16 protein-coding genes are annotated in these 23520 nt (G+C 34.5%); 11 read left to right on the forward strand and 5 right to left on the reverse strand.

The window, feature by feature from the left end; all coding sequences use genetic code 11:
• From AC2H4K_RS06165 to AC2H4K_RS06190, 6 genes are all read left to right on the forward strand, one after another.
• The gene (locus AC2H4K_RS06165) at nt 1-1191 is read left to right on the forward strand and encodes an efflux RND transporter periplasmic adaptor subunit (protein WP_493742980.1); all 1191 of its coding nucleotides are present in this window, start codon (nt 1-3) and stop codon (nt 1189-1191) included.
• Nucleotides 1181-4717 carry an efflux RND transporter permease subunit gene (locus AC2H4K_RS06170; RefSeq protein ID WP_493742981.1) on the forward strand — a complete coding sequence of 1179 codons (3537 nt, stop codon included), beginning with the start codon at nt 1181-1183 and terminating at the stop codon, nt 4715-4717. Before AC2H4K_RS06165 ends, AC2H4K_RS06170 begins: the two co-directional genes overlap by 11 nt.
• A 175-nt stretch (nt 4718-4892) precedes the next feature.
• Complete coding sequence (gene aspS / locus AC2H4K_RS06175) at nt 4893-6647, forward strand: aspartate--tRNA ligase (protein ID WP_493742982.1); 1755 nt, start codon at nt 4893-4895, stop codon at nt 6645-6647.
• Between the two features lie 43 nt (nt 6648-6690).
• Nucleotides 6691-8478 (forward strand): chloride channel protein, encoded by a 1788-nt coding sequence (locus tag AC2H4K_RS06180; RefSeq protein ID WP_493742983.1) that lies wholly within the window; start codon nt 6691-6693, stop codon nt 8476-8478.
• Nucleotides 8479-8487: 9 nt separating this feature from the next.
• Nucleotides 8488-8733, forward strand: a complete 246-nt coding sequence (locus AC2H4K_RS06185; protein ID WP_281140401.1) for a hypothetical protein — start codon at nt 8488-8490, stop codon at nt 8731-8733.
• A 178-nt stretch (nt 8734-8911) separates the two neighbouring features.
• A complete protein-coding gene (locus AC2H4K_RS06190) occupies nt 8912-9103 on the forward strand; it encodes a cold-shock protein (protein WP_073085124.1) in 192 nt (63 codons plus the stop codon).
• Nucleotides 9104-9154: 51 nt separating this feature from the next.
• On the opposite strand, the gene AC2H4K_RS06195 is transcribed toward AC2H4K_RS06190, so the two are convergent.
• Both AC2H4K_RS06195 and AC2H4K_RS06200 read right to left on the reverse strand, forming a co-directional pair.
• On the reverse strand, nt 9155-9607 hold the full coding sequence (locus tag AC2H4K_RS06195) for a protease complex subunit PrcB family protein (RefSeq protein ID WP_281140402.1): 453 nt from the start codon (nt 9605-9607) through the stop codon (nt 9155-9157).
• Nucleotides 9608-9618: 11 nt separating this feature from the next.
• Nucleotides 9619-10068 (reverse strand): nucleoside deaminase, encoded by a 450-nt coding sequence (locus AC2H4K_RS06200; RefSeq protein ID WP_281140403.1) that lies wholly within the window; start codon nt 10066-10068, stop codon nt 9619-9621.
• A gap of 79 nt (nt 10069-10147) precedes the next feature.
• Between AC2H4K_RS06200 and AC2H4K_RS06205 the strand changes: the two genes are divergently transcribed.
• Nucleotides 10148-11161, forward strand: a complete 1014-nt coding sequence (locus AC2H4K_RS06205) for an energy transducer TonB (RefSeq protein WP_281140404.1) — start codon at nt 10148-10150, stop codon at nt 11159-11161.
• Between the two features lie 21 nt (nt 11162-11182).
• Nucleotides 11183-12967: a 1-deoxy-D-xylulose-5-phosphate synthase gene (dxs, locus tag AC2H4K_RS06210; RefSeq protein WP_281140571.1), complete on the forward strand. Its 1785-nt coding sequence runs from the start codon at nt 11183-11185 to the stop codon at nt 12965-12967.
• Here dxs and AC2H4K_RS06215 read toward each other — a convergent pair.
• Both AC2H4K_RS06215 and AC2H4K_RS06220 read right to left on the reverse strand, forming a co-directional pair.
• Nucleotides 12941-13111, reverse strand: coding sequence for a hypothetical protein (locus tag AC2H4K_RS06215; RefSeq protein ID WP_281140405.1), 171 nt, complete (start codon nt 13109-13111; stop codon nt 12941-12943). The genes dxs and AC2H4K_RS06215 overlap by 27 nt on opposite strands.
• 84 nt (nt 13112-13195) lie before the next feature.
• A complete protein-coding gene (locus AC2H4K_RS06220; RefSeq protein ID WP_281140406.1) occupies nt 13196-14536 on the reverse strand; it encodes a deoxyguanosinetriphosphate triphosphohydrolase in 1341 nt (446 codons plus the stop codon).
• A 231-nt stretch (nt 14537-14767) separates the two neighbouring features.
• On the opposite strand from AC2H4K_RS06220, the gene AC2H4K_RS06225 reads away from it, so the two are divergent.
• Nucleotides 14768-17590 carry a TonB-dependent receptor gene (locus AC2H4K_RS06225; RefSeq protein WP_281140407.1) on the forward strand — a complete coding sequence of 941 codons (2823 nt, stop codon included), beginning with the start codon at nt 14768-14770 and terminating at the stop codon, nt 17588-17590.
• 29 nt (nt 17591-17619) lie between these two features.
• Complete coding sequence (locus AC2H4K_RS06230; RefSeq protein ID WP_348634908.1) at nt 17620-20445, forward strand: beta strand repeat-containing protein; 2826 nt, start codon at nt 17620-17622, stop codon at nt 20443-20445.
• Between the two features lie 84 nt (nt 20446-20529).
• Here AC2H4K_RS06230 and AC2H4K_RS06235 read toward each other — a convergent pair whose 3' ends face one another.
• Complete coding sequence (locus tag AC2H4K_RS06235) at nt 20530-20886, reverse strand: toxin-antitoxin system YwqK family antitoxin (RefSeq protein ID WP_281140409.1); 357 nt, start codon at nt 20884-20886, stop codon at nt 20530-20532.
• Between the two features lie 287 nt (nt 20887-21173).
• On the opposite strand from AC2H4K_RS06235, the gene AC2H4K_RS06240 reads away from it, so the two are divergent.
• Entirely contained in the window at nt 21174-23468 is a 2295-nt protein-coding gene (locus AC2H4K_RS06240; RefSeq protein ID WP_281140410.1) for an inorganic phosphate transporter, read from the forward strand.
• The last annotated feature ends 52 nt before the right edge of the window (nt 23469-23520 follow it).

Raw genomic sequence — 23520 nt, forward strand, 5'->3', positions numbered from 1 at the left:
ATGAAAAAATTATATTCCATACTACTATTATCGATTCTTTTAGCCTCATGTGGAGAGCAAAAAAAGAATTCTGTAGAAAAAGTTCTAGAAAGTAACAACCTAGAAACCATAAGAAAAAAACGTGGTGAGTTAGTTAACGAGCAAGATGCCATTAACGAAAAAATAAAGTTATTGGATGAAAAAATCGCGACTTTAGATACTGTACAACATGTACCATTAATTACAACGATTACGGCCAAAACCGAAGAGTTTAAGCATATTTTAGAACTTCAAGGAAACGTCACCACAAAAGATCTTTTGGTTATTACACCAGAGTATAATGGTATTCTAACTAACGTATATGTAAAGGAAGGGCAACAAGTTAGTAAAGGACAAACACTAGCAAAAATTGATGATGGTGGCTTAAGTCAACAACTAGCGCAATTAAAAATTCAGGCCGATTTAGCAAAGACCACTTACGAACGTCAAAAGCGTCTTTGGGATCAAAACATAGGTAGTGAAATTCAGTATTTACAAGCTAAGTCTACTTACGAATCTCAACAAGAAGCGGTGAATCAAATGCAACAACAAATTGCTAAAACTGTAGTAAAAGCTCCTTTTTCTGGAACTATTGATGATGTTATCACTGAGCAAGGAAGCGTGGTTGCCGCGGGCCAATCTCAATTGATGCGTATTGTAAATCTTAATAATATGTATATCGAAACTGAAGTTCCGGAACGATACGTTACTGATGTTGTAAAAAATAAAGATGTTGTTGTTGAACTTCCTGTTCTAAACAAAAAAATTGACACTAAAATTCGTCAAGCAGGTGATGTTATCAATCCTGCAAACAGAACCTTTAAAGTTGAAATTGAAGTGCCTAATAAAGATAAATCTATAAAGCCAAACCTTACTGCTAAGTTAAAGATTAACGATTACACAAATGAAGAAGCCATTCTTATTCCTCAAAGTGTAATTTCAGAAAATGCTGAAGGTGAGCAATACGTTTATGTGGTTACAAACAAAAACGAAAAAGGTATTGGCAATGCCAAACGTGTCATTATTGAAACAGGAAAAACTCAAGGAGATGTTATAGAGGTTTTAAGTGGTTTAGAAACCGGAGCAGAAATTATTAAAGAAGGTGCTCGTAGTGTTAGAGACGGACAATCTGTAGAAGTAATCAACTATAAAGAAGAAGGTAATGGCAAATAAAAAGAAGAAAAATACAGATAAGGAATTTGGCTTATCGTCGTGGGCTATAAACAACAAAACCACGATGAATGTCTTAATTTTGGTTTTCTTCTATGTTGGTATCAAGGCATTCTTTAGTATGCCAAGAGAAAGCTTTCCAGAAGTAAATGAAACCAAAATATATATCAGCACACCATTCCCTGGAAACACTGCTGAAGATATTGAAAAACTAATCACAGATCCTTTAGAAGACGAACTAAAAACCGTAAGTAATGTGGTTGAGATTACCTCAACATCACAAGAAGATTACTCTATGGTTATTGTAGAATTTGATGAAGGACTCACTGTTGAGCAAGCAAAACAAAAGGTAAAAGACGAGGTTGATTCTAAAACTGCTGGAGAAGATTGGCCAACCTTTAACGGAGCCAAAGTAGAGCCAGATGTGTTTGAATTGAGTCTTTCTGAAGAAATGCCTATTCTAAACATCAATATTTCTGGTGATTATCCAATTGAAAAACTAAAAGATTACGCTGAATACCTTCAAGATGAAATTGAAGATTTACAGGAAATCAAAAAGGCCGACATTAGAGGTGCTCAAGAAAAAGAAGTTGAAGTTGCTGTAGACATTTATAAAATGATGGCTGCAAAAGTGACATTTAATGATATCATTGGAGCTATCGGAAACGGCAATCTTACACAATCTGCAGGCAACTTAAAAGCAAGTGGTCAACGTCGTACTATAAGAGTTATTGGCGAAATTGAAGACCCTGCTGAGCTAGAAAATTTTGTCGTAAAAGCTGAAAATGGTAATGCTATTTACCTTAAAGATGTTGCAACTGTAGCTTTTAAGGAAGAAGACAAAACTACTTTCGCCAGAATGTCTGGTGAACCTGTTGTAATGCTCGATGTAAAGAAACGTGCCGGAAAGAATATGGTCGCTGCTGCTGAGCAAATTCAAGTAATTGTTCAAAATGCTGTTGACAATGAGTTCCCTCAAGATTTGGAAGTTTCTATAACAAATGATCAATCTTCGGTAACTATTGGTCAAGTTGATGACTTAGTAAACAACATCATCTTTGGTGTTATACTCGTTGTTACGGTATTAATGTTCTTCTTAGGATTTAAGAATGCGCTATTCGTTGGTTTTGCAATACCAATGTCCATGTTTATGTCGCTTATGATTCTAAACCTTATTGGTTATAGCTTGAACACTATGGTACTTTTTGGACTCATCATGGGTCTTGGAATGTTGGTAGATAACGGAATTGTAGTTGTTGAAAACGTCTATAGATTGATGGATGAAGAAGGCATGAGTCGTAAAGAAGCTGCTAAGATGGGAATTGGAGAGATTGCCTTTCCTATTATCATTTCAACCTTAACAACAGTTGCCGCTTTCGTCCCGCTCGGTTTATGGCCAGGAATTATGGGTGAGTTTATGAAAATTTTACCAATAACATTATCTGTTGTTTTAGGCTCTTCTCTGTTTGTAGCGATCTTCTTTAACTCTGTTTTAGTTTCACGCTACATGACTATTGAAGATAAAGATATGCCTTTAAAGCAGATTATTAAAACTACGGTTATTGTAGCTGTTATTGGTGTAATCATCCTTTTAGTTGGTGGTGCTTACAGAGGCCTTGGAACCATCATGATTTTTACAGCTATAATGCTTTGGGCTTACCGATTATTTATTAGAAACTGGGCAAATAGTTTCCAAAATAAAGCCTTGGTTAAATTAGAAGGTTGGTACGAAGGGCAATTGCGTTGGGCACTTTCAAAAAGGAAGCCTTACCTTCTTAGTATCGGCACCTTCTTATTACTTATTGCGGCTTTTATAGCATTTGGAATCTCTTTAGGAACACAACGGACTAAGGTTGAATTTTTCCCAGACAATAAACCAACTCAAATTATTGTCTACATTGAATATCCTGAAGGCACAGCCATCGAGAAAACAAATGAAATCACTAAACAGATTGAAAAACGTGTATATGCTGTTATTAACGACAGTCAATATATGGATGGAGACAGAAACTTTCTTGTAGAAAGTGCAGTATCTCAGGTTGGTGAAGGTGCAGGTAATCCACAAACCGATGGTGGATCTGCTGCAGAAATGCCTCATAAGGCTAAGATTACGGCCTCAATGCGCGAGTACAAATACCGTCGTGGTGAAGATAGTGAGATCCTACGCCAAAAAGTACAGGAAGCTTTGGTTGGGATTTATCCTGGGGTTCTTATTTCTGTTGAGAAAGATGCCAACGGACCACCTGCTGGTTCACCTATCAATATTGAAATTGAAGGTAGCGATTATGATGAACTTATTGTAACCGCAGAGCAAATGCGTGAGTTTATCAACTCTAAAAACATTGCTGGTATTGATGAACTTAAAATTGACGTCAACAAGGATAAACCATCCATGATTGTTGAAGTTGATAGAGAAAAAGCTGGTGAACTTGGTGTTAGTGCTAAGCAAATTGGTGACCAATTACGTAATTCAATTTTTGGTGCTAAAGCTGGTATCTACAAAGAAGATGGTGACGATTTTGATATCTATGTAAGATTCAACAAAGACAATAGATACAATACTAGTGCGCTTTTCAATCAGAATATTACGTTTAGAGATAACACTGGTCAGATTAAAGAAATACCGCTATCTGCTGTTGCTAAACATAAAAATAATTCTGGGTTTAGTGCCATAAAACACAAAGACACTAAGCGTGTGGTTACAGTATATTCTGCTTTAGCACCAGGATATACAGATGCAGGAGCTATTGTAAATCAAATTCAGAATGAAATGAAGAGCTTTAAAGGGCTTCCAGAAGGTATCAAAATTGATTATACGGGACAGATTGAAGAACAAAACAAGCAAATGGCGTTCTTAGTGGGTGCTTTTTTCACTGGATTAGGATTAATATTCTTCATATTGATTTTCCAATTTAATTCAATATCGAAACCTACAATAATTATGCTTGCTATTTTCTTGAGTTTTATTGGAGTGTTTGGAGGTATCGTATTATCAGGAAGTGCCTTCGTTATTATGATGACGATGGTAGGTATTATTTCACTTGCCGGAATTGTAGTAAATAACGGTGTGGTATTGTTAGATTATGCTCAACTTCTTATCGATAGAAAGAAAAACCAACTCGATTTAGAAGAAGAGCAATATCTAACTAAAGAACATTTATACGAAAGTATTGTTAAAGCTGGTAAAGCGCGTCTTAGACCAGTTTTGCTAACGGCAATCACAACAATATTAGGTTTAATTCCACTTGCGATAGGACTTAATATTAACTTCTTTACGCTGGCTTCAGATTTTGATGCTGACATTTATATGGGAGGTGATAACGTAGTATTCTGGGGACCTTTGGCTTGGACAGTAATTTACGGTCTATTAATCGCTACATTCCTAACACTTATCGTAGTACCAATCTTATTCTACCTAAGTGTTAGATTAAAAATGTGGATGCATAAAGACCGCGTAGCGAGTAAAGAAACTGAAACGGACTTACAAGAGCCATTCAATACGGATAAAAGAATAGAAAGCCAACATTAAAAGTTTTTCTATTCAGATAAAGACAACCTTTATCTCACTGATAAGGCTTGATTAATAGCAGAAAAAGTCTCAACAATTGTTGGGGCTTTTTTATTTGTTAATCATTTAACTTCATTAAATTTGCATCCGCATTCACTCTAGCATTTCGCAAAGGTGAAGATTATAAAATTTAGATATGTACAGAAGTCATAATTGTGGTGAATTAAGAGCCACAGATAGCAATGCAAAAGTTACCCTTTCAGGATGGGTTCAAGGAGTTAGAGATAAAGGATTTATGGTGTATATCGATTTAAGAGATCGATATGGTATTACACAACTTTATTTTGATGAGGAGCGTACACCAAAAGACATCTTGGACAGAGCTCAAAAATTAGGTAGAGAATTTGTAGTGCAAGTGAAAGGAACTGTTGTAGAGCGTGCTTCTAAAAACCCAAATATTCCAACTGGTGATATTGAAGTTTTAGTTTCTGAATTGAATGTTTTAAACACCTCTTTAGTACCACCTTTTACTATTGAAGATAAAACCGATGGTGGTGATGACCTACGAATGAAATATCGTTACTTAGATATTCGTCGTAATCCTGTGAAGAATAGTTTAATCTTCAGACATAAAGTCGCTCAAGCCGTTAGAAATTATCTTTCTAATGACGGTTTTATTGAAGTTGAAACTCCATACTTAATAAAATCTACACCTGAAGGTGCTCGTGATTTTGTGGTACCTTCTCGCATGAACGAAGGTCAATTTTATGCCTTGCCACAGTCACCTCAAACTTTTAAGCAATTGCTTATGGTTGGTGGCATGGACAAGTATTTTCAGATTGTAAAATGTTTTAGAGATGAAGATCTTCGTGCCGATCGTCAGCCAGAGTTCACACAAATAGACTGTGAAATGGCATTTGTTGAGCAAGAAGATATTTTAAATACGTTTGAAGGCTTAACACGTCACTTATTAAAAGAAGTAAACGGTGTTGAAGTCGATAAGTTCCCAAGAATGCTATACGATGACGCTATGCGTTTGTACGGAAATGACAAACCAGACATTAGATTTGGAATGGAATTTGGCGAATTAAATGACGTTGCCAAACATAAAGATTTCAATGTATTCAATTCAGCTGAATTAGTAGTTGGTATCGCAGTTCCTGGTGGAAATGAATATACCAGAAAAGAAATAGATAAACTTATTGATTGGGTAAAGCGTCCGCAAGTTGGTGCTTTAGGTATGGTGTATTGTCGTTGTAATGAAGACGGCACTTTTAAATCTTCCGTAGATAAGTTTTATGATCAAGACGATTTAGCAAAATGGGCAGAAGTTACTGGAGCAAAAGCTGGTGATTTAATCTGTGTGCTTTCAGGAAACACTAATAAAGTAAGAGCGCAATTAAGTGCTTTACGTATGGAATTAGCGGAACGTTTAGGCTTACGTAAACCAGACGAATTCGCACCGCTTTGGGTTATGGATTTCCCGCTTTTAGAATGGGATGAAGATACTGAGCGTTACCACGCTATGCACCATCCATTCACGTCTCCAAAACCAGGTCAATTAGAATTATTAGATTCTAAACCAGGTGAAGTAAAGGCTAATGCTTACGATTTAGTATTAAATGGTAACGAAATTGGTGGTGGTTCTATTCGTATTCACGATAAAGCAACACAAGCTATTATGCTAAAACATTTAGGTTTTTCAGAAGAAGAAGCTAGAGCACAGTTTGGTTTCTTAATGGATGCTTTTGAGTATGGTGCACCTCCACATGGTGGTATTGCATTTGGTTTAGACAGATTGGTTGCTATTTTAGGTGGACAAGAAACCATTAGAGATTTCATCGCCTTCCCTAAAAACAATTCGGGTAGAGATGTAATGATAGATGCACCTGCACCTATCGATGACGAACAACTTGAAGAATTAAATTTAAAACTAAATTTAAAATCATAATTATTAAATCCTGCAAAAGCAGGATTTTTTATTAGCTTTAGGTATGCCAACAAAATATAGTCTATTTAAGCGTATACTGATTTGGAGATATAAAAATATCTCCGAAAGGCAATTTATTTTTGTCCTAAGTATACTTGTTGGTTTTTTAGCAGGAATTGGCACTGTGGTTCTCAAAAACCTTACACATTATATAAGACTGCTTTTTGAATTATCACTATTCAAAAATTATCAAAATTCGCTATACTTTATTTTTCCAATTATCGGTTTGATTTTGGTTTACATCATCAAACAAACTTGGCTAAAAAAGCATATTGGTCATGGTATATCCTCTACGCTTTATGCTATTTCTAAACTTGGAGGTATTATTCCAAGATATAATATTTATGCAGGTTTAATAACCGCTCCTTTAACTGCTGGTTTTGGTGGATCTGTTGGATTACAAGGTCCAGCCGTAAGTGTCGGTTCTGCATTAGGCTCTAATGTGGCGCGTTTGTTTCACATGAATCAGAAAACACGAATGCTTCTAATTGGTTGTGCCGCTGCAGGCGCTATGGCATCCATGTTCAAAGCTCCTATTGCAGCCATAATTTTTGCAGTTGAAATTTTTAGTCTAGATATTGCTTTCACCTCATTGATTCCATTACTTCTGGCTTCGGTTTCTGCTGTAGTAACATCCTACTTTTTTCTTGGAACAGATGTTCTACTTCGATTTGAGTTAATCGATAAGTTTCGAATACATGATATTGCTTTCTTCTGCATTTTGGGACTCATTACAGCTTTGGCATCTGTATATTTTTCAAAGGTATTTTTTGCCATTACTAATTTCTTCAAACAGTTTGAAAGCAGAGCAAAACGTCTCTTAATTGGTGGTTTAGCCATAGGAACCATCCTTTATTTCATTCCACCACTTTATGGTGAAGGTTACGGCATTATGAATAACCTTCTAAAAGGAGACCATTTAGCAGCAATAGGTAAAACTCCTTTTGATTTAGATTTATCTAACATTTGGATCGTAATTGCCTTATTACTAGGAATTTCTATTTTTAAAGCCATTGCGATGACAACAACTTTTGGAGCTGGTGGTGTTGGTGGTGTTTTTATACCAACCTTGGTGATGGGAAGTGCTTTGGGTAATGCTTTTGCAAAAGTTATTAATAACATTGGGTTGAACTTTCATGTGTCTGAATCTAACTTCACCCTTATAGGAATGACAGGTTTAATGGCAGGTGTTTTACACGCACCACTTACAGCGATATTCTTAATTGCTGAAATTACTGGTGGTTATGAATTATTTGTACCTCTGATGATTGTTTCAGCCATATCTTTTACTATAACCAAATATTATATTTCGCACTCTATCTACACTTTGAAATTAGCTGAACGTGGTGAGTTAATGACCCACGATAAGGACAAAAACGTTCTTATGGTTTTGAATATTGACAAAGTGATTGAAACCAATTTCATTATTCTAAAACCAGAAATGAAATTACGTTATATCTTAAATAATGCCGTAGCAAAATCGTCTCGAAATCATTTTCCTGTGGTTGATGACGAGAATCACTTTTTGGGTGTGATTCGTTTGGATGATATTAGACACATGATGTTTGATGCTGACCTATACGATAAAGTAGATGCTGCCAGCTTAATGCATACCAACACTGATATTATTACGTACGAAAAAGATTCCATGAATATTATTATGGAAAAATTCAAAGCGAGTGGTGTTTGGAATTTACCTGTAATTAAAAATGGTAAATACTATGGTTACATTTCAAAATCTAAGCTATTAACTGCCTACAGAAGAGAACTCATTAACTTTACTACCTACTAAAATTTAAAAATGAAATTCATTAAGATTATAACTTTTATAGCATTTATAGCTTCTATTTCCAGTATTATCTGTGGTTTAATTTTAGATGTGGAATACACAGAGAAACTTATCGGACTTGGAGTGGTCGGTTTATTTTTGGTGGTATTTCCGTTGTTTTCTTATTACAGATGGAAGGACAAAAACATTCAAGATTACATGTTAACCAAGGAAAATCTTGATAAAATGAGAGAAAATCAGAAAGAAAAGAAGTATTAATTTTTTTTATTCATTAATACATTATACTTCGTAACACCTTTATTAGCAAGGGCTGAAGCCACATTAAAAAGACTTATTTTAACTCATTAATTTTCAATAAATTAAAATAAAACGATTTATTAACATACTGCGTTGGTTTATACATTACATTTGTGTTTTAATTTTTATTTATTTTATAATGACTGGAACAGTTAAATTTTTTAATGATTCAAAAGGATTTGGATTCATTACCAACGAAGAAACAGGAAAAGACATTTTCGTACACGTATCTAACCTTAATGGTTTAGAGCTTCGTGAAGGCGATAATGTAGAGTACACAGAAGAAGAAGGAAGAAAAGGAATGGTTGCTGCTAACGTAAGCATTCTTTAAGATATACTTATTATTACAGTTTCAACGCTCAACCCATGGTTGGGCGTTTTTTTATTTAAAAACTACAGGTACATTCTGTATAGGAATCTTTACAATGTAGTAAGGCTGTGTCATAACAGAAGTTGCTATGCCGTCAGGTGATTTCCGTAATACCTCAACCAAAAATTTATCCTTAGTTTCTTGAAAAACTAGGCTCAAGCTATGTCCTCCAGAGTTTTTTACAGCATCAAAAACTGCAATAATGCCGTACTTTGAAAAGTCTATTTGGGTTTCAGAAAAACTATCCGAAACTTTATTTACCGAGTCTATCTTAGTCAATAATTCCTTCCATTCACTTTCTGAGGTAATCACTAAATTTTGCTGCTCTATACCTTCAGATCCTGAACCATATAAATCACCTTTTCCTATAAGGATTACATCTTCTTTTACCATTTTAGCTTTATTTTCTGTGGATTTACAGTTTACTACTAACAATAAAATCACTATCCCTAATAACTTATGCATACTCTTTAGTTTTAATTCAAATTTCGTTTTTCAATAAAAAATCGCTTCATTAGTTCCGAAGCTTCATCAGCTAAAACACCACTAACAACCTTTGTTTTAGGATGTAATTTTGTTCCCATAGTATTAAAACCACGTTGCTCATCTGAAGCACCATACACTATTTTTGATATTTGGCTCCAATACAAAGCTCCTGCACACATTTGACAAGGTTCTAAAGTGACATAAAGTGTACAATTAGTGAGATACTTACCACCTAAAAAATTGGCTGCCGATGTAATGGCTTGCATTTCGGCATGAGCTGTAACATCATTTAATAATTCTGTTAGATTATGAGTTCTAGCAATTATTCTATCTTCAACTACAACAATTGCGCCAACAGGAATTTCACCTTTTTTAAAAGCAACCTCAGCTTCTTGAAGTGCTTTTTTCATAAAATAAGTGTCGTCAAATGGATTTATCATAGTTGTAAAAATACGATTTCAAAACCACACATAATTATTGCGGCAAGAAATTTGATACTAGCTTTTAAAGCTATTAATTATGAAAACAAATTATTCAATTTCTATTCCAAAACCTTGTCACGAAGATTGGTCCAAAATGACTCCTAATGAAAAAGGACGATTCTGTCTTTCCTGCTCCAAAACCGTTGTCGATTTTACTAAAATGAGTCCCGATGAAATTCAGGATTATATTGCTAATAACAAGAATCAACGTATCTGCGGACACATCAAGCAAAGTCAGCTAGACACAATTAATCTTAAAATTCCTGAAGCTATTTTAGTTCAACCTTTGAGCTTTCATAGAGTATTCTTATTGGCTTTACTTCTATCAATGGGATTAACATTATTTAATTGTGAAGATGAAAGGGGGAAAACTAAAAAAATTGAATCTATTGAAATAGTAAAACAGAATGAAAAAATTTCGGATACTAGTGAGATTAAGAAAAAAAGTGAGAAAATTGACTCTACAATCCCTATAAAAACCAAGTCTAAAAAACGTGATATAGATGATGTTGTTGTCGAAAGCATGATACTAACAACTGGAGATATTGCTGTTTTAGAAGAAAAACCTACTCCAATAGATTTAAAAAGTATCAAAAAACCTACTCAATGTAACAATCAAAAAACTGATAGTATTACAATACCAAATATTATTGGAGATATTATGCTTGAAGACAATATAGAAGAGGAAATTATTATTGGTTTTATTGTTGTTAATCAGCCACCAGAATTCTTGGACACACCAAAACAATTAACGACTGAAGAAAAGAAAACTTACTTTTCAGATCGCATACAAGAAATCATAAAAGAGAATTTTAATGAAAAAATTGGAGACAGTATTGGTTTAAAAGGTAAACAAAGAATTTTTACACAATTTAAAATTAACGAAACAGGAGAAGTAGAAAATATAAAAGTAAGAGCTCCACATCCTGTTTTTGAAGTAGAAGCCAAACGTGTTATAAATTTATTACCAAAATTTATACCTGGTAAACAAAGAGGTATAGCAATATCTGTGGTATATTATCTACCTATAACTTTTATAATTGATGACTAGAAAAACTCGTATTTTTGCTTGGTGCAAAATTCACTTTTAAAACATATCAACTTACCTAAAGACTTACGTCAATTAAAAGCTGAGGATTTACCTCAACTAGCTCAGGATTTGCGTGAATTTATCATTAACATTGTTGCTACCAAAGAAGGACATTTGGGTGCCAGTCTTGGTGTTGTAGAATTGACCATAGCTTTACACTACGTATATAACACACCAGAAGATTTATTGATTTGGGATGTTGGTCATCAAGCTTATGGACACAAGATTTTAACCGGAAGAAAAGAAATCTTTGATACCAACAGACAACTAAACGGCATTAGTGGTTTCCCAAAACGTAGCGAAAGTATTTATGATACTTTTGGTGTAGGCCACTCGTCTACTTCAATTTCGGCAGCTTTAGGAATGGCGATTGCCTCGCAACTTAAAGGTGAAAACAAACATCATATTGCTGTTATTGGTGACGCTTCTATTGCAAGCGGAATGGCTTTTGAAGGACTTAACCATGCTGGCGTTACAGATGCTAATCTCCTTGTAATATTAAATGATAATGCCATTGGTATAGACCCTAGTGTTGGAGCTTTAAAACAATATTTAACCAATGTTAAAAAAGGGTCTCAAAAACAAGATAATATTTTTGAAGCCTTAAATTTTAATTACTCAGGACCAATTGATGGTCATGATTTACCACTTTTAATTTCAGAGTTACAAAGACTGAAAACTGTAAAAGGCCCTAAGTTTTTACACATTATAACCAAGAAGGGTAAAGGCTTAAAACAAGCTGAACGAGACCAAGTAAAATATCACGCACCAGGAAAATTTGATGCTTCAACAGGTGAACTTATTACTAAATCAAATACTAGTGAACCACCAAAATATCAAGATGTATTTGGTGAAACTATAGTGGAATTGGCTTTAAAAAATGAAAAGATTATCGGCATTACACCAGCCATGCCAACAGGCAGTTCCTTAAAATATATGATGGATAAAATTCCTAAGCGTGCTTTTGATGTTGGTATAGCCGAACAACATGCCGTTACCTTGGCTGCAGGAATGGCTACACAAGGTTTAATTCCGTTTTGTAATATTTACTCAACGTTTTTACAACGTGCTTACGATCAAATAATTCATGATGTGGCATTGCAAAACCTACCAGTTATCTTTTGTTTAGACAGAGCTGGATTGGTCGGTGAGGATGGTGCCACACACCATGGAGTCTTTGATATTTCTTACCTTAATTGCATACCAAATCTGGTGATATTTTCTCCAAGAAATGCTATTGAACTTAGAAATATAATGTACACTGTTCAGCTCGGAATAGATTTTCCTATAGCTATAAGATATCCAAGAGGAAGAGGAAACATTTTAGATTGGAAACAACCTTTTGAAGAAATTGAAATTGGTAAAGGAGAATGTCTTAAAACAGGTAAAAAAATTGCTATTCTTTCTGTTGGAACAATTGCAAATACAGTTCAAGATACAATAGTTACCTCTAATAGAAATGAAGACATTGGACATTACGACCTAAGGTTTGTAAAACCTTTAGATGAAAATTTACTTCATACGATATTTTCAAATTATGAAGCTATTATCACAATTGAAGAAGGTAGTAAAATTGGAGGGTTTGGTTCTTCAATACTAAATTTTGCTAACAGCAACAGTTACAAGAAACCTATTAGCATTCTTGGCATTGCAGATCAATTTGTAGAACATGGGACTATTGACCAACTAAATGAACTTCAAAAATTGGATAAAACATCTATAAACAAGGAAATTGAAAATCTATTCTTGCTCCTCAACAATCGCTAAATCAGTTTGACCTTGTACTGGTTCAACTTCAATTTTTTCATAAGATGTCTGTACCTCTTTAGAACTAGAGATATCATCAATCAACAAAAGACAAGTTACTACAACGACGAAAATAACTAAGCCACCAAGGATATTATTTTTCATAAGTAGGGGTGTTACAGTTAATTAGACGGTAAATGAAAATAATAAATCGCTTAAAAACAAATTTTTTCGATAAAGTGTAATTTTTTATAAGATATTACCTCTAATTTTCTTATGAAGAAGCATTGCATTAGTATCTGACAGCTTTGAAATATAAAGGCATATAGCCAATAAGTTGTCGTACAATGATGCATTAGATAACTTCAGAGTCTCAGGAAGCACATTTAACAACAGCTTATCGTAATTGGATAAATTATTTTCAAAATAGTTAAAGGCCATTTTACCATACACGTTTAGCAACTGATTTAAAATCTCGTAACCAGCTATTTCTTTATTGATTACCTCTTTAGATTGGTAAACATTTTTAATGCTTAAATCAATAATATCCTTTATCTGTGCTTTGTATTGACTAACATCTAGCAGTGCGGTTTCAAAATTTCCAGCTAAAATATCATCTTCATGCTTCATAAAAAGCTGGGCAGCTTCATCTATTAAAGTCCCAATTGCTAATGCTCGCAAGTAACTTACACGGTCTTCCTTTGTTTTAAGAGAATTGTAATTCTCGGTTTTTATCTTGCCTCTTACGAGGTTAATTAAATACTCCAATGCATATTCTTCTTCAATGAGACCAAGGTTGATGCCGTCTTCAAAATCAATAATGGTGTAGCAAATATCATCAGCTGCTTCCACAAGAAATGTCAATGGATGTCTATGAAAACTTATATGTTCTTCACTACGTTTTGCTAAACCAAGCTCCATGGCAACATCTTTAAACATTGCCTTTTCACTTTGAAAAAACCCATATTTTTTATCAGCGATATGTTTTGTTGGCTTTTTTGGTAAAGACTCTTTAGGATATTTCATAAATGCCCCAAGTGTGGCATAACTTAAGCGTAGTCCACCTTCTCTGCCATCTCTACTTTCGGTAAGGATTTTGAATCCGTTGGCATTACCTTCAAAATCACATAAATCTTGGTATTGTTTATCTGTTAAATGCATTTTGAATTCAGAACCATTTCCATCCTTAAAATAGGATCCTATTGCCTTTTCACCAGAATGACCAAATGGTGGATTACCAATATCGTGTGCTAAAGCTGCAGCTGCCACAATAGCTCCAAAATCATTAATTTTGTAACCATGTACTTCCTCTAAGTGAGGATGTTTTTTTAGTAACAGTTGCCCCACCTTTCTACCTAAAGATCTACCCACAACACTTACCTCTAAGCTGTGCGTTAATCTTGTGTGCACAAAATCGGTTTTAGATAGCGGAACTACTTGAGTTTTATCTTGAAGCCCTCTAAATTCAGATGAAAATATGATACGATCGTAATCTACTTCGAAACCCAAACGTGTTTCGTCTTGTTCTTTTCTTAGTCTTTTATTAGTATCACCGTAACGTTTTAAGGAGAGTAATTGTTCCCAATTCATAGCTGTATTCTTAGAATGTGCAAGATAGATAAAATGAGAAGTAATTTTCAAATTAAAATCAACTACTCTCAAAGCTTTCCAATGTTAAGTTAATGTTTCCTTTAGAAGCGAATATTTAATGTTAAGCTAATACTTAGCTAACGTTTTTATTACAGAGGTTTAATTTTGGTTTAACCTATAGAAATGATTATCAGCGTTTCTTTGCAATGATAATTTATATCATTTTTATTGATGAACAAGCATATTTTTACAACTGTATTTTTTCTACTGTTTACGGTAGTTTTGGTGGCTCAAACAGGTTCAATTGCCGGTAAGTTAACCGACAAAGATTTTAACGATGAGCCATTACCTTTTGCAAACATTTTAATTAAAGGCACAACCAAAGGAACAACTTCTGATATGGATGGCCTTTATCAATTTCAAGATTTAGAAGCTGGTACTTACACATTAGTATTTAGCTTTGTGGGTTATGAAACCCAAGAGATCCCTGTAACTGTTACTGCTGGAAAAGTAACAACAGTAAATGTTCCTATGGGAGCAAGCGCAGCAAGTTTAGACGAAGTAGTTATTACAACTACAACACGAAAAGAAAGTGAAGTCGCTTTATTATTAGATCAAAAAAAGGCTGTTGAAATTAAAGAAAGTATTGGTGCGGAACAACTAAGCAGACTTGGTGTTTCTGATGCTTCAGCTGCTACAGCAAAAATCTCTGGCGTTTCTAAATCTGATGGATCTGGACAACTTTATGTTAGAGGTCTTGGTGACAGATATCTTACCACAACTTTAAATGGATTACCTGTACCGTCTGATAATATTGATAAGAAGAATATAGACTTAGGTTTATTTCCTTCAAAATTCATCCAAAACGTATCTATTAGCAAAACATTCTCTCCAAAAAATTCAGCAGATCAAGCATCTGGTAATATTGATATCGTCTCTAAAGAGGCTGGATCTAAGGAATTGGGAATTAGCCTAAGCGGTGGTCTTAATAGTAACGCTGCAGATGTTTTTGATAATTTCAAAGTAACTGCCAATAATAAAGACATTACTCTAGGTGTATACTCTAGAGCATATTCTGCAGATAATCTTGGTAATGCTCTAACCAGACAATCATGGGAACCTCAAACCTTAAGCACACCTATTGATCATTCTTTTTCTGTTAATGCAGGAGGTAAAGTTGGTGAGTCTAAAAAACTAGGATTGTATTTTAGTGGTGGGCAATCTGTTGAACACGAATACCGCGAAGGTATCTTTAGACAATATGACCAAGGTAACATCAGAGACTATATTAGAGATAATGATAATGTAAGATGGTTGAGAACTGTTAGTACCGTAGGTATGTTTAACGCTCAATATAAATTTAATAGCGATAACAGATTAAGCTTTAACACCTTTGCAGTTAACAAGGTTTTTGAAGAAACTTATGAAGCTGGTAGAAAAGGAACTTCTGAACGTTTTGAAGAATTAGATAACACTGACGAAGGATTTCAATTTGTTAGAGACCAAAATATTAAAAACACTTTATTATCTGTAACTCAGTTATCTGGTACTCATAATATTTCAGAAAAAAACACCTTACAATGGGCTGCTGGTTTTAACTATGTAGACGCAAATGAGCCTAACCGTATAAGAAACGAACTTAACTTCATTAACGACACAGGTTTAATAGAGTTAGCTTTTATAGGTGGTACTCAACAGCGTAAATCTGTTCAAGAGATCAATGATATTGAATACAGTGGTCGTATTCAAGATGAAATCATTTTTAAGGAAAATGAAGATGGTGATGCTGTTTATAAATTAACTTTTGGTGGTGACATCAGAAATAAACAACGTGATTTCACCTCTCAGTTCTTTGGTATTGTTGAACAAACCAGAGGATCTTTGAACCCTTCTTCTGTAGATGGTTTATCTGAAATTTTCACAGAGCAAAACTTCAACAATGGACTTTTAAACTTCAACCCTGTAGCACCAGACTTTTATGATGGTACTCTTACTTCATTTGCTGGTTTTGCAGATTTTGTAGCTGTATTTGATAAGTTTACTGCTCAATTAGGCTTAAGATATCAGAATGATGAGATTGATGTTAACTTTGATGTAGGTAACTACATTGACCCAGTTACATTCCAACCTAGAATTGGTAATTCTCTTCAAAACTACGAAAGACTATATCCTTCATTCAACTTAAAGTATGAATTAAGTGAGAAATCAGCTGTTAGATTAGCTGGTAGCTTCAGTCAAACTTTACCTGAATTTAAAGAAATCGCTCCTTTTGAATATGTATCTCCAGAAGGTTTAGTAACTGCAGGTAACCCTAATATACAAGCATCTAAAAACATAAACGTAGATTTAAAATACGAGTTATTCCCTTCTAGTGATGAGTTAGTTTCTCTTACTGCTTTTTATAAGCGAATTGAAGACCCTATAAATAAAACATTACGTCTAGGAGCTGATGGAAGCGTATTCTCATATTTCAATACAGGTGAAAAAGCTACAGTAATTGGTGCTGAGCTAGAAGGTAGAGTATACATCATCAAAAAACAAGACTCTCTTCCAAACTTAAAATTAACAGGAAATGTTTCTTACTTAGATCATGTCCAAGATCTTAAAGTAGAAAGAAACAGTGATGGTCAAGTTACACGTACATTCAGATATGGAAATAAAGAAGAAGTTGGTTTAGAAGGTGCTTCAGACTGGATAACAAACGTAGCTCTTACATTTAATACAGGAAAAAAATACCCTTACGAATTTACACTATCTGGTAACTATGCATCTGATAGAATATATGCTTTAGGTGCACCAAGAAACCAAAGTCAACCTGATGTGTTTTTCAATGGGGAAATCGTAGAAAAAGGTGTAGTTGTTCTAGATTTTATTTTCAATAAAGAAATCAACGACAACTGGAGCATTGGTTTTACAGGAAAAAATTTATTGAATCCAACAATTAAAAGATTCCAAAACAACCAATCTTCTGTAACAGGAATACCTTCTAAGGATACGGTACTGACTTACTCAACAGGAATTAATACTTCCCTGACGATTAATTATAAATTTTAAAAAATCAATTAAATCTTAAATTAACAATGATGAGAAAATTAAGTAAATTATTAAGCCTTGTAGCAATTACAGGTGTGCTATTTACATCATGTAACAATGATGATGATAATGGCGGTGGTAGTGGCCCAGGAGCAGAATCTATTCTTTCTGGAGCACTTACTGAAAGTAGAACTTTAGACCCAGCAGTATCTTATACTGTAAATGGTGTTCTTACTGTACCAACAAACATGACTCTTACTATTCCAGCTGGAACTGAAATTACTTCTAACGTTGGAACAGAAAACTACATTGCTGTATTACAAGGAGGTAAAATAGATGTACAAGGTACTGCAGATAGTCCAGTTATCATGAAATCTAATGGTACTGCTGGTGCTTGGGGTGGACTTGTAATTTGTGGTAACGCAACTACAACTGAAGGAACTAATGCAACTGCGGAAGTTGGTCAATTATCTTACGGTGGAACAAATGATGCAGATGATTCTGGTAACATCGACTATTTAATTATTAGAGATGCTGGTGCTCAAATCAATGCTGATTCTCAGTTTAATGGTTTAACACTTTATGCTGTTGGTTCTGGTACAACTATCGATAATGTTGCTATTATCAATGGAACTGATGATGGCGTTGAGTTTTTTGGTGGTACTGTCTCTCCAAACAACCTTTACTTAGAAAACAATCAAGATGATTCTGTTGACTGGACTGAAGGTTGGAATGGTACTTTAACTAATGCCTATGTAGTTAACACACTTGAGAATTTCTCAACGGCAATTGAAGCTGATGGTGCTAACAACAACCCTACTTTAGTTAATTTTACAGCTGTTTCTTCTACTGGAGGAACTGCAATTCAAATCAAAAATGATTCAGGTGCAACAATAAATGGTTTAACTTTAACTGGTTTTGAAACTACTTTCGACTTTAGAGATAACGCTCCTGTTTCTAACTTACAAATTGACGGTGCTGATGCTGATACTGCAGATGACGCTGTATACAACTCATCAAACAACAACGCTAGCAATTTTACTTGGGTAACAAACGCTAGTATTAATGAAGATGGTGTTTTACCTGCAAATATTACTGCTAGTATTACACTAGATCCTACTGTTCAATATTCTGTTAGCGGTCCTGTATTAGTAAACAGTGGTGCTACTTTAACTATTCCTGCTGGAACTGAAATCGTTTCTGCTTCTGGTACTGCTAACTATATCGCTGTTTTAAAAGGTGGTATGATCGATATCCAAGGTGATGCTTCTAGCCCTGTTGTTATGCGTTCTAACGACGGTGAAGCTTGGGGTGGTTTATTACTTTGTGGTGATGCTACTACTAGTGAAGGTGTTAACGCTATCGCTGAAGTTGGTGGTTTAGTGTACGGTGGTACTAACGATACAGATTCTTCTGGTAATATCGATTATTTAATCCTTAGAAATACTGGTGCGCAAATCAATGCTGATTCTCAGTTTAATGGTTTAACTCTTTATGCTGTTGGTTCTGGTACAACTATCGATAACGTTGCTGTTATTGAAGGGGCTGACGATGGTGTTGAGTTCTTTGGTGGTACGGTTAGCGTTACTAACTTCTATGCTGAAAACTTAGAGGATGATGCTGTTGACTGGACTGAAGGTTGGAACGGTACTTTAACTAATGCATATGTTACTGCTACTATAGGTGGTTTCTCTACTGCAATTGAAGCTGATGGTCCTAACAACAACCCTACTCTAGTTAACTTTACTGCAATTTCTTCTACTGGAGGAACTGCAATTCAAATCAAAAACAACTCTGGTGCAACAATCAATGGTTTAACTTTAACTGGTTTTGATACTTACTTAGATTTTAGAGATAACGCACCTGCTTCTAACTTACAAATTGATGGTGCAGATGCTGATACTGCTGATGATGCTGTATTTGCTTCTTCTTCTACTAACGCAAGTTTATTTGCTTGGGCTACAAACAACAGTGGTGTTGAGGGTAGTGCTTTACCAGCAAACATTACTTCTAGTATGTCTTTAGATCCTTCAGTTGTTTATACAATAAGTGGTCCTGTATTAGTAAACAGTGGTGCTACTTTAACTATTCCTGCTGGAACTGAAATCGTTTCTGCTTCTGGTACTGCTAACTATATCGCTGTTTTAAAAGGTGGTATGATCGATATCCAAGGTGATGCTTCTAGCCCTGTTGTTATGCGTTCTAACGATGGTGAAGCTTGGGGTGGTTTATTACTTTGTGGTGATGCGACTACTAGTGAAGGTGTTAACGCTATCGCTGAAGTTGGTGGTTTAGTGTACGGTGGTACTAACGATACAGATTCTTCTGGTAATATCGATTATTTAATCCTTAGAAATACTGGTGCTCAAATCAATGCTGATTCTCAGTTTAATGGTTTAACTCTTTATGCTGTTGGTTCTGGTACAACTATCGATAACGTTGCTGTTATTGAAGGGGCTGACGATGGTGTTGAGTTCTTTGGTGGTACGGTTAGCGTTACTAACTTCTATGCTGAAAACTTAGAGGATGATGCTGTTGACTGGACTGAAGGTTGGAACGGTACTTTAACTAATGCTTATATCAACTTAACAATTGCTGGTTTCTCTACTGCAATTGAGGCTGATGGTCCTAACAACAACCCTACTCTAGTTAACTTTACAGCTGTTTCTTCTACTGGTGGAACAGGTATTCAAATTAAAAACAACTCTGGTTGTACTATAAACGGTTTAACTTTAACTGGTTTTGATACACAATTTGATTTTAGAGACAATGCACCTGCTTCAAACGTTCAAGCGGATGGAGCTAATGCAGATGAAGCTGCTTCTTATGCTTCTTCTACAACCACTTCAGGTGATTTCTCTTGGATTAACAACTAAGAATAAATTTTATTATAAATAAAAAACCCGCTTCAGATGAAGCGGGTTTTTCTTTTTTAAAATCTTATTTCAATTTCAATCTGACTAATTAGAAGCTATTATTGTTTTGCTTTCTGTCCATTCGCTAACTGATGCAATAGCACCTTTTTTGTAGTCTACTTCTTTAAGAGAATCATTGTTCCAGTAGAACCATTTCCCTACTTTATTTCCATTATCATACTTTGCAGAAACTGTTTTTTCTCCTTGAACATCATAAGCAAACCAATCCCCATGCAACTTACCCTCTGCTGTATAAAAACCTGTTTGACTTACATTACCATTGTCGTGGTAATAAGTCACCTCAATTAAGTTAGTTTCTTTATTTAGTTTTAAACTTCTTTCTTTTTGTGCGTAGGTATAACCAACACTCAACATCATCAAAAATATTACTATCTTTCTCATAACTATTTGGGCTTTAATTAATAATAACCTTACAAACATAACATTAATTTTACATTTAAACAACAATTACATAACATTAAGTTAACATAAGAGTTTTAATTACTTGTTTTTCAGGTTTTTATTAAATTAAAATTTCGTAACATTTCATAATATTACACTAAATACTAGTGATAACTATTGTTCTCAGTTAATCTTTTTTTTAAGGACTTACAAAGAACATAACCTTTAGTTAACATAACGTTCAAATTAAAAGAAGAAATTTGCGTACAATTTTAGCTTTGAATTAAATGGAAAACCTTTATATCTATATGCTTGCTGCTTTGGCGTTTTTAGCAATAGCAGATTTAGTTGTTGGTGTAAGTAATGATGCTGTTAACTTCCTAAACTCGGCTATAGGTTCTAAAGCCGTCTCCTTCAAAACCATAATGATTGTTGCCAGCTTAGGTGTTGCTGTTGGAGCTATGACCTCTAGTGGTATGATGGAGGTAGCACGTAAGGGAATTTTCAACCCTGGAGAATTTATGTTTGATGAGATTATGGTCATTTTCATGGCAGTAATGCTTACTGACATACTACTCCTCGATTTTTTTAATACACTTGGTCTACCAACCTCTACTACAGTTTCTATCGTTTTTGAATTATTAGGTGCCTCTGTAGCTGTAGCATTAATAAAAATCTATGCTGATAGCAATGAAACTATTTTAGATTTAACCAACTATATAAACGACGCTAAAGCGATTGAAATTATTCTTGGTATCCTACTCTCAGTAGTTGTTGCTTTTACTGTTGGTGCTATAATTCAATACGTATCTAGACTATTATTGACTTTCAAGTTTCAGGAAAAACCATCATGGTATGGTGCTGTTTTTAGTGGTTTAGCAACAACAGCCATATTGTATTTTATACTTATTAAAGGGGTTAAAAACGCCTCTTTTATGAGTCCTGAAATTACTGAACTCATTACTTCAAATCCTTTGGCCTTAATAGGGATTAGTTTTGTTGTACTTACTGTAATATCATATGTTGCTATCAACTTCTTGAAATCTAACATCTATACCATAATTATTATCATCGGTACTTTTGCTTTGGCTGTTGCTTTTGCTGGTAACGACTTGGTAAATTTTATTGGTGTGCCAATGGCTGGATACGACTCATACCAAAAATGGTATGAAGCTTACTTAGCAACAGGAATATCTCCATCTGAATATAGCATGGAAGGTTTAGCTGGAAAAGTACCTACAAAACCTATTCTGCTCCTAATTGCTGGACTTGTAATGGTATTAACACTTTGGTTCTCTAGCAAAGCTAAGGCTGTGGTAAAGACTTCTGTAGACCTATCTAGACAAGATGAAGGCAAGGAACGTTTTGAACCAAACTTCCTTTCAAGAAATATTGTAAGACTAACGATAGGCTTATCTGAAAGCGTGAACAATATACTTCCTGAAAACTATAAAAATTGGGCTGAAAAACGTTTTGTTAAGCCTAAAGTTATAGCTAAAACTCAAGATTTACCAGCTTTTGATTTGGTAAGAGCAGCTGTAAACTTAATGGTTGCCAGTGTATTGATTTCTATAGCGACCTCAATGAAACTTCCATTATCAACCACATACGTTACTTTTATGGTTGCTATGGGTACTTCTTTAGCAGATAAAGCTTGGGGAAGTGAAAGTGCTGTTTATAGAGTTGCAGGTGTTTTGAATGTTATTGGTGGTTGGTTTTTCACTGCATTCAGTGCTTTTGTAGCTGCGGCAATCATGGCTGTTATCTTATTCTACGGAAAAGGATATGCTTTAGTTGGACTTCTTGTTCTTGCTCTGGTGCTTTTATTAAAAAGTTATTTGTCGCACCGTAAGAGCTCTAAAATAATGAAAGAAGAAGATCAGCTAGAGAAAGCTGAGAGTAGCTCTACCCAAGGTGTTATTCACGAAAGTGCCGCAAACATTGCAAGCGTTGTAAAGCGCGGTAACAGAATATATACCTCAGCTATTAATGGTTTAGCTGTTCAGGATTTAAAGCTCTTAAAAAAGAATAAAAAACAAATAGATAAACTTTCAAGTGAAATAGATGACTTAAGAGATCACATTTTCTATTTCATTAAAAATTTAGAAGAGCCTAGTTTAGCTGCAAGTAACTTTTACATCAATATTTTAGGTTACTTACAAGATATGACTCAATCCCTAGAATACATTTCTAAAGTGAGCCACAAGCATATCAACAATAATCACAAAAAATTAAAATTTAGTCAAATTAAAGAGCTTAAGGATTTAGATGCTCGTATGGAAGCTTTATTTACTACAACACAAAACGCATTTGAATCTCGTTCATTTGAAAAAATTGGTGCTGTTTTAGACAAAAAAGCAGAAGTATTTGAACTTGTTAAAGAAAAGATTCAAAAGCAAGTAGAACGTACACGCAATGAAGAATCTAGTCCAAAGAACACAACGCTTTACTTTAGTTTACTTTTAGAAACTAAAGACCTATTAACGGCAACCATGAATCTTTTGGATGAATATTATGGAGCACATGATAGTTCTGTAAAACCAGCTACTTTAACAATTGACAAAGACAAGGAAGAAGAATAAAATTCCTCAAAAATATATTTTGCAAAATGCCTAAGATGATCATCTTAGGCAT

This window comes from Winogradskyella sp. 266wxhm (assembly GCF_058964685.1).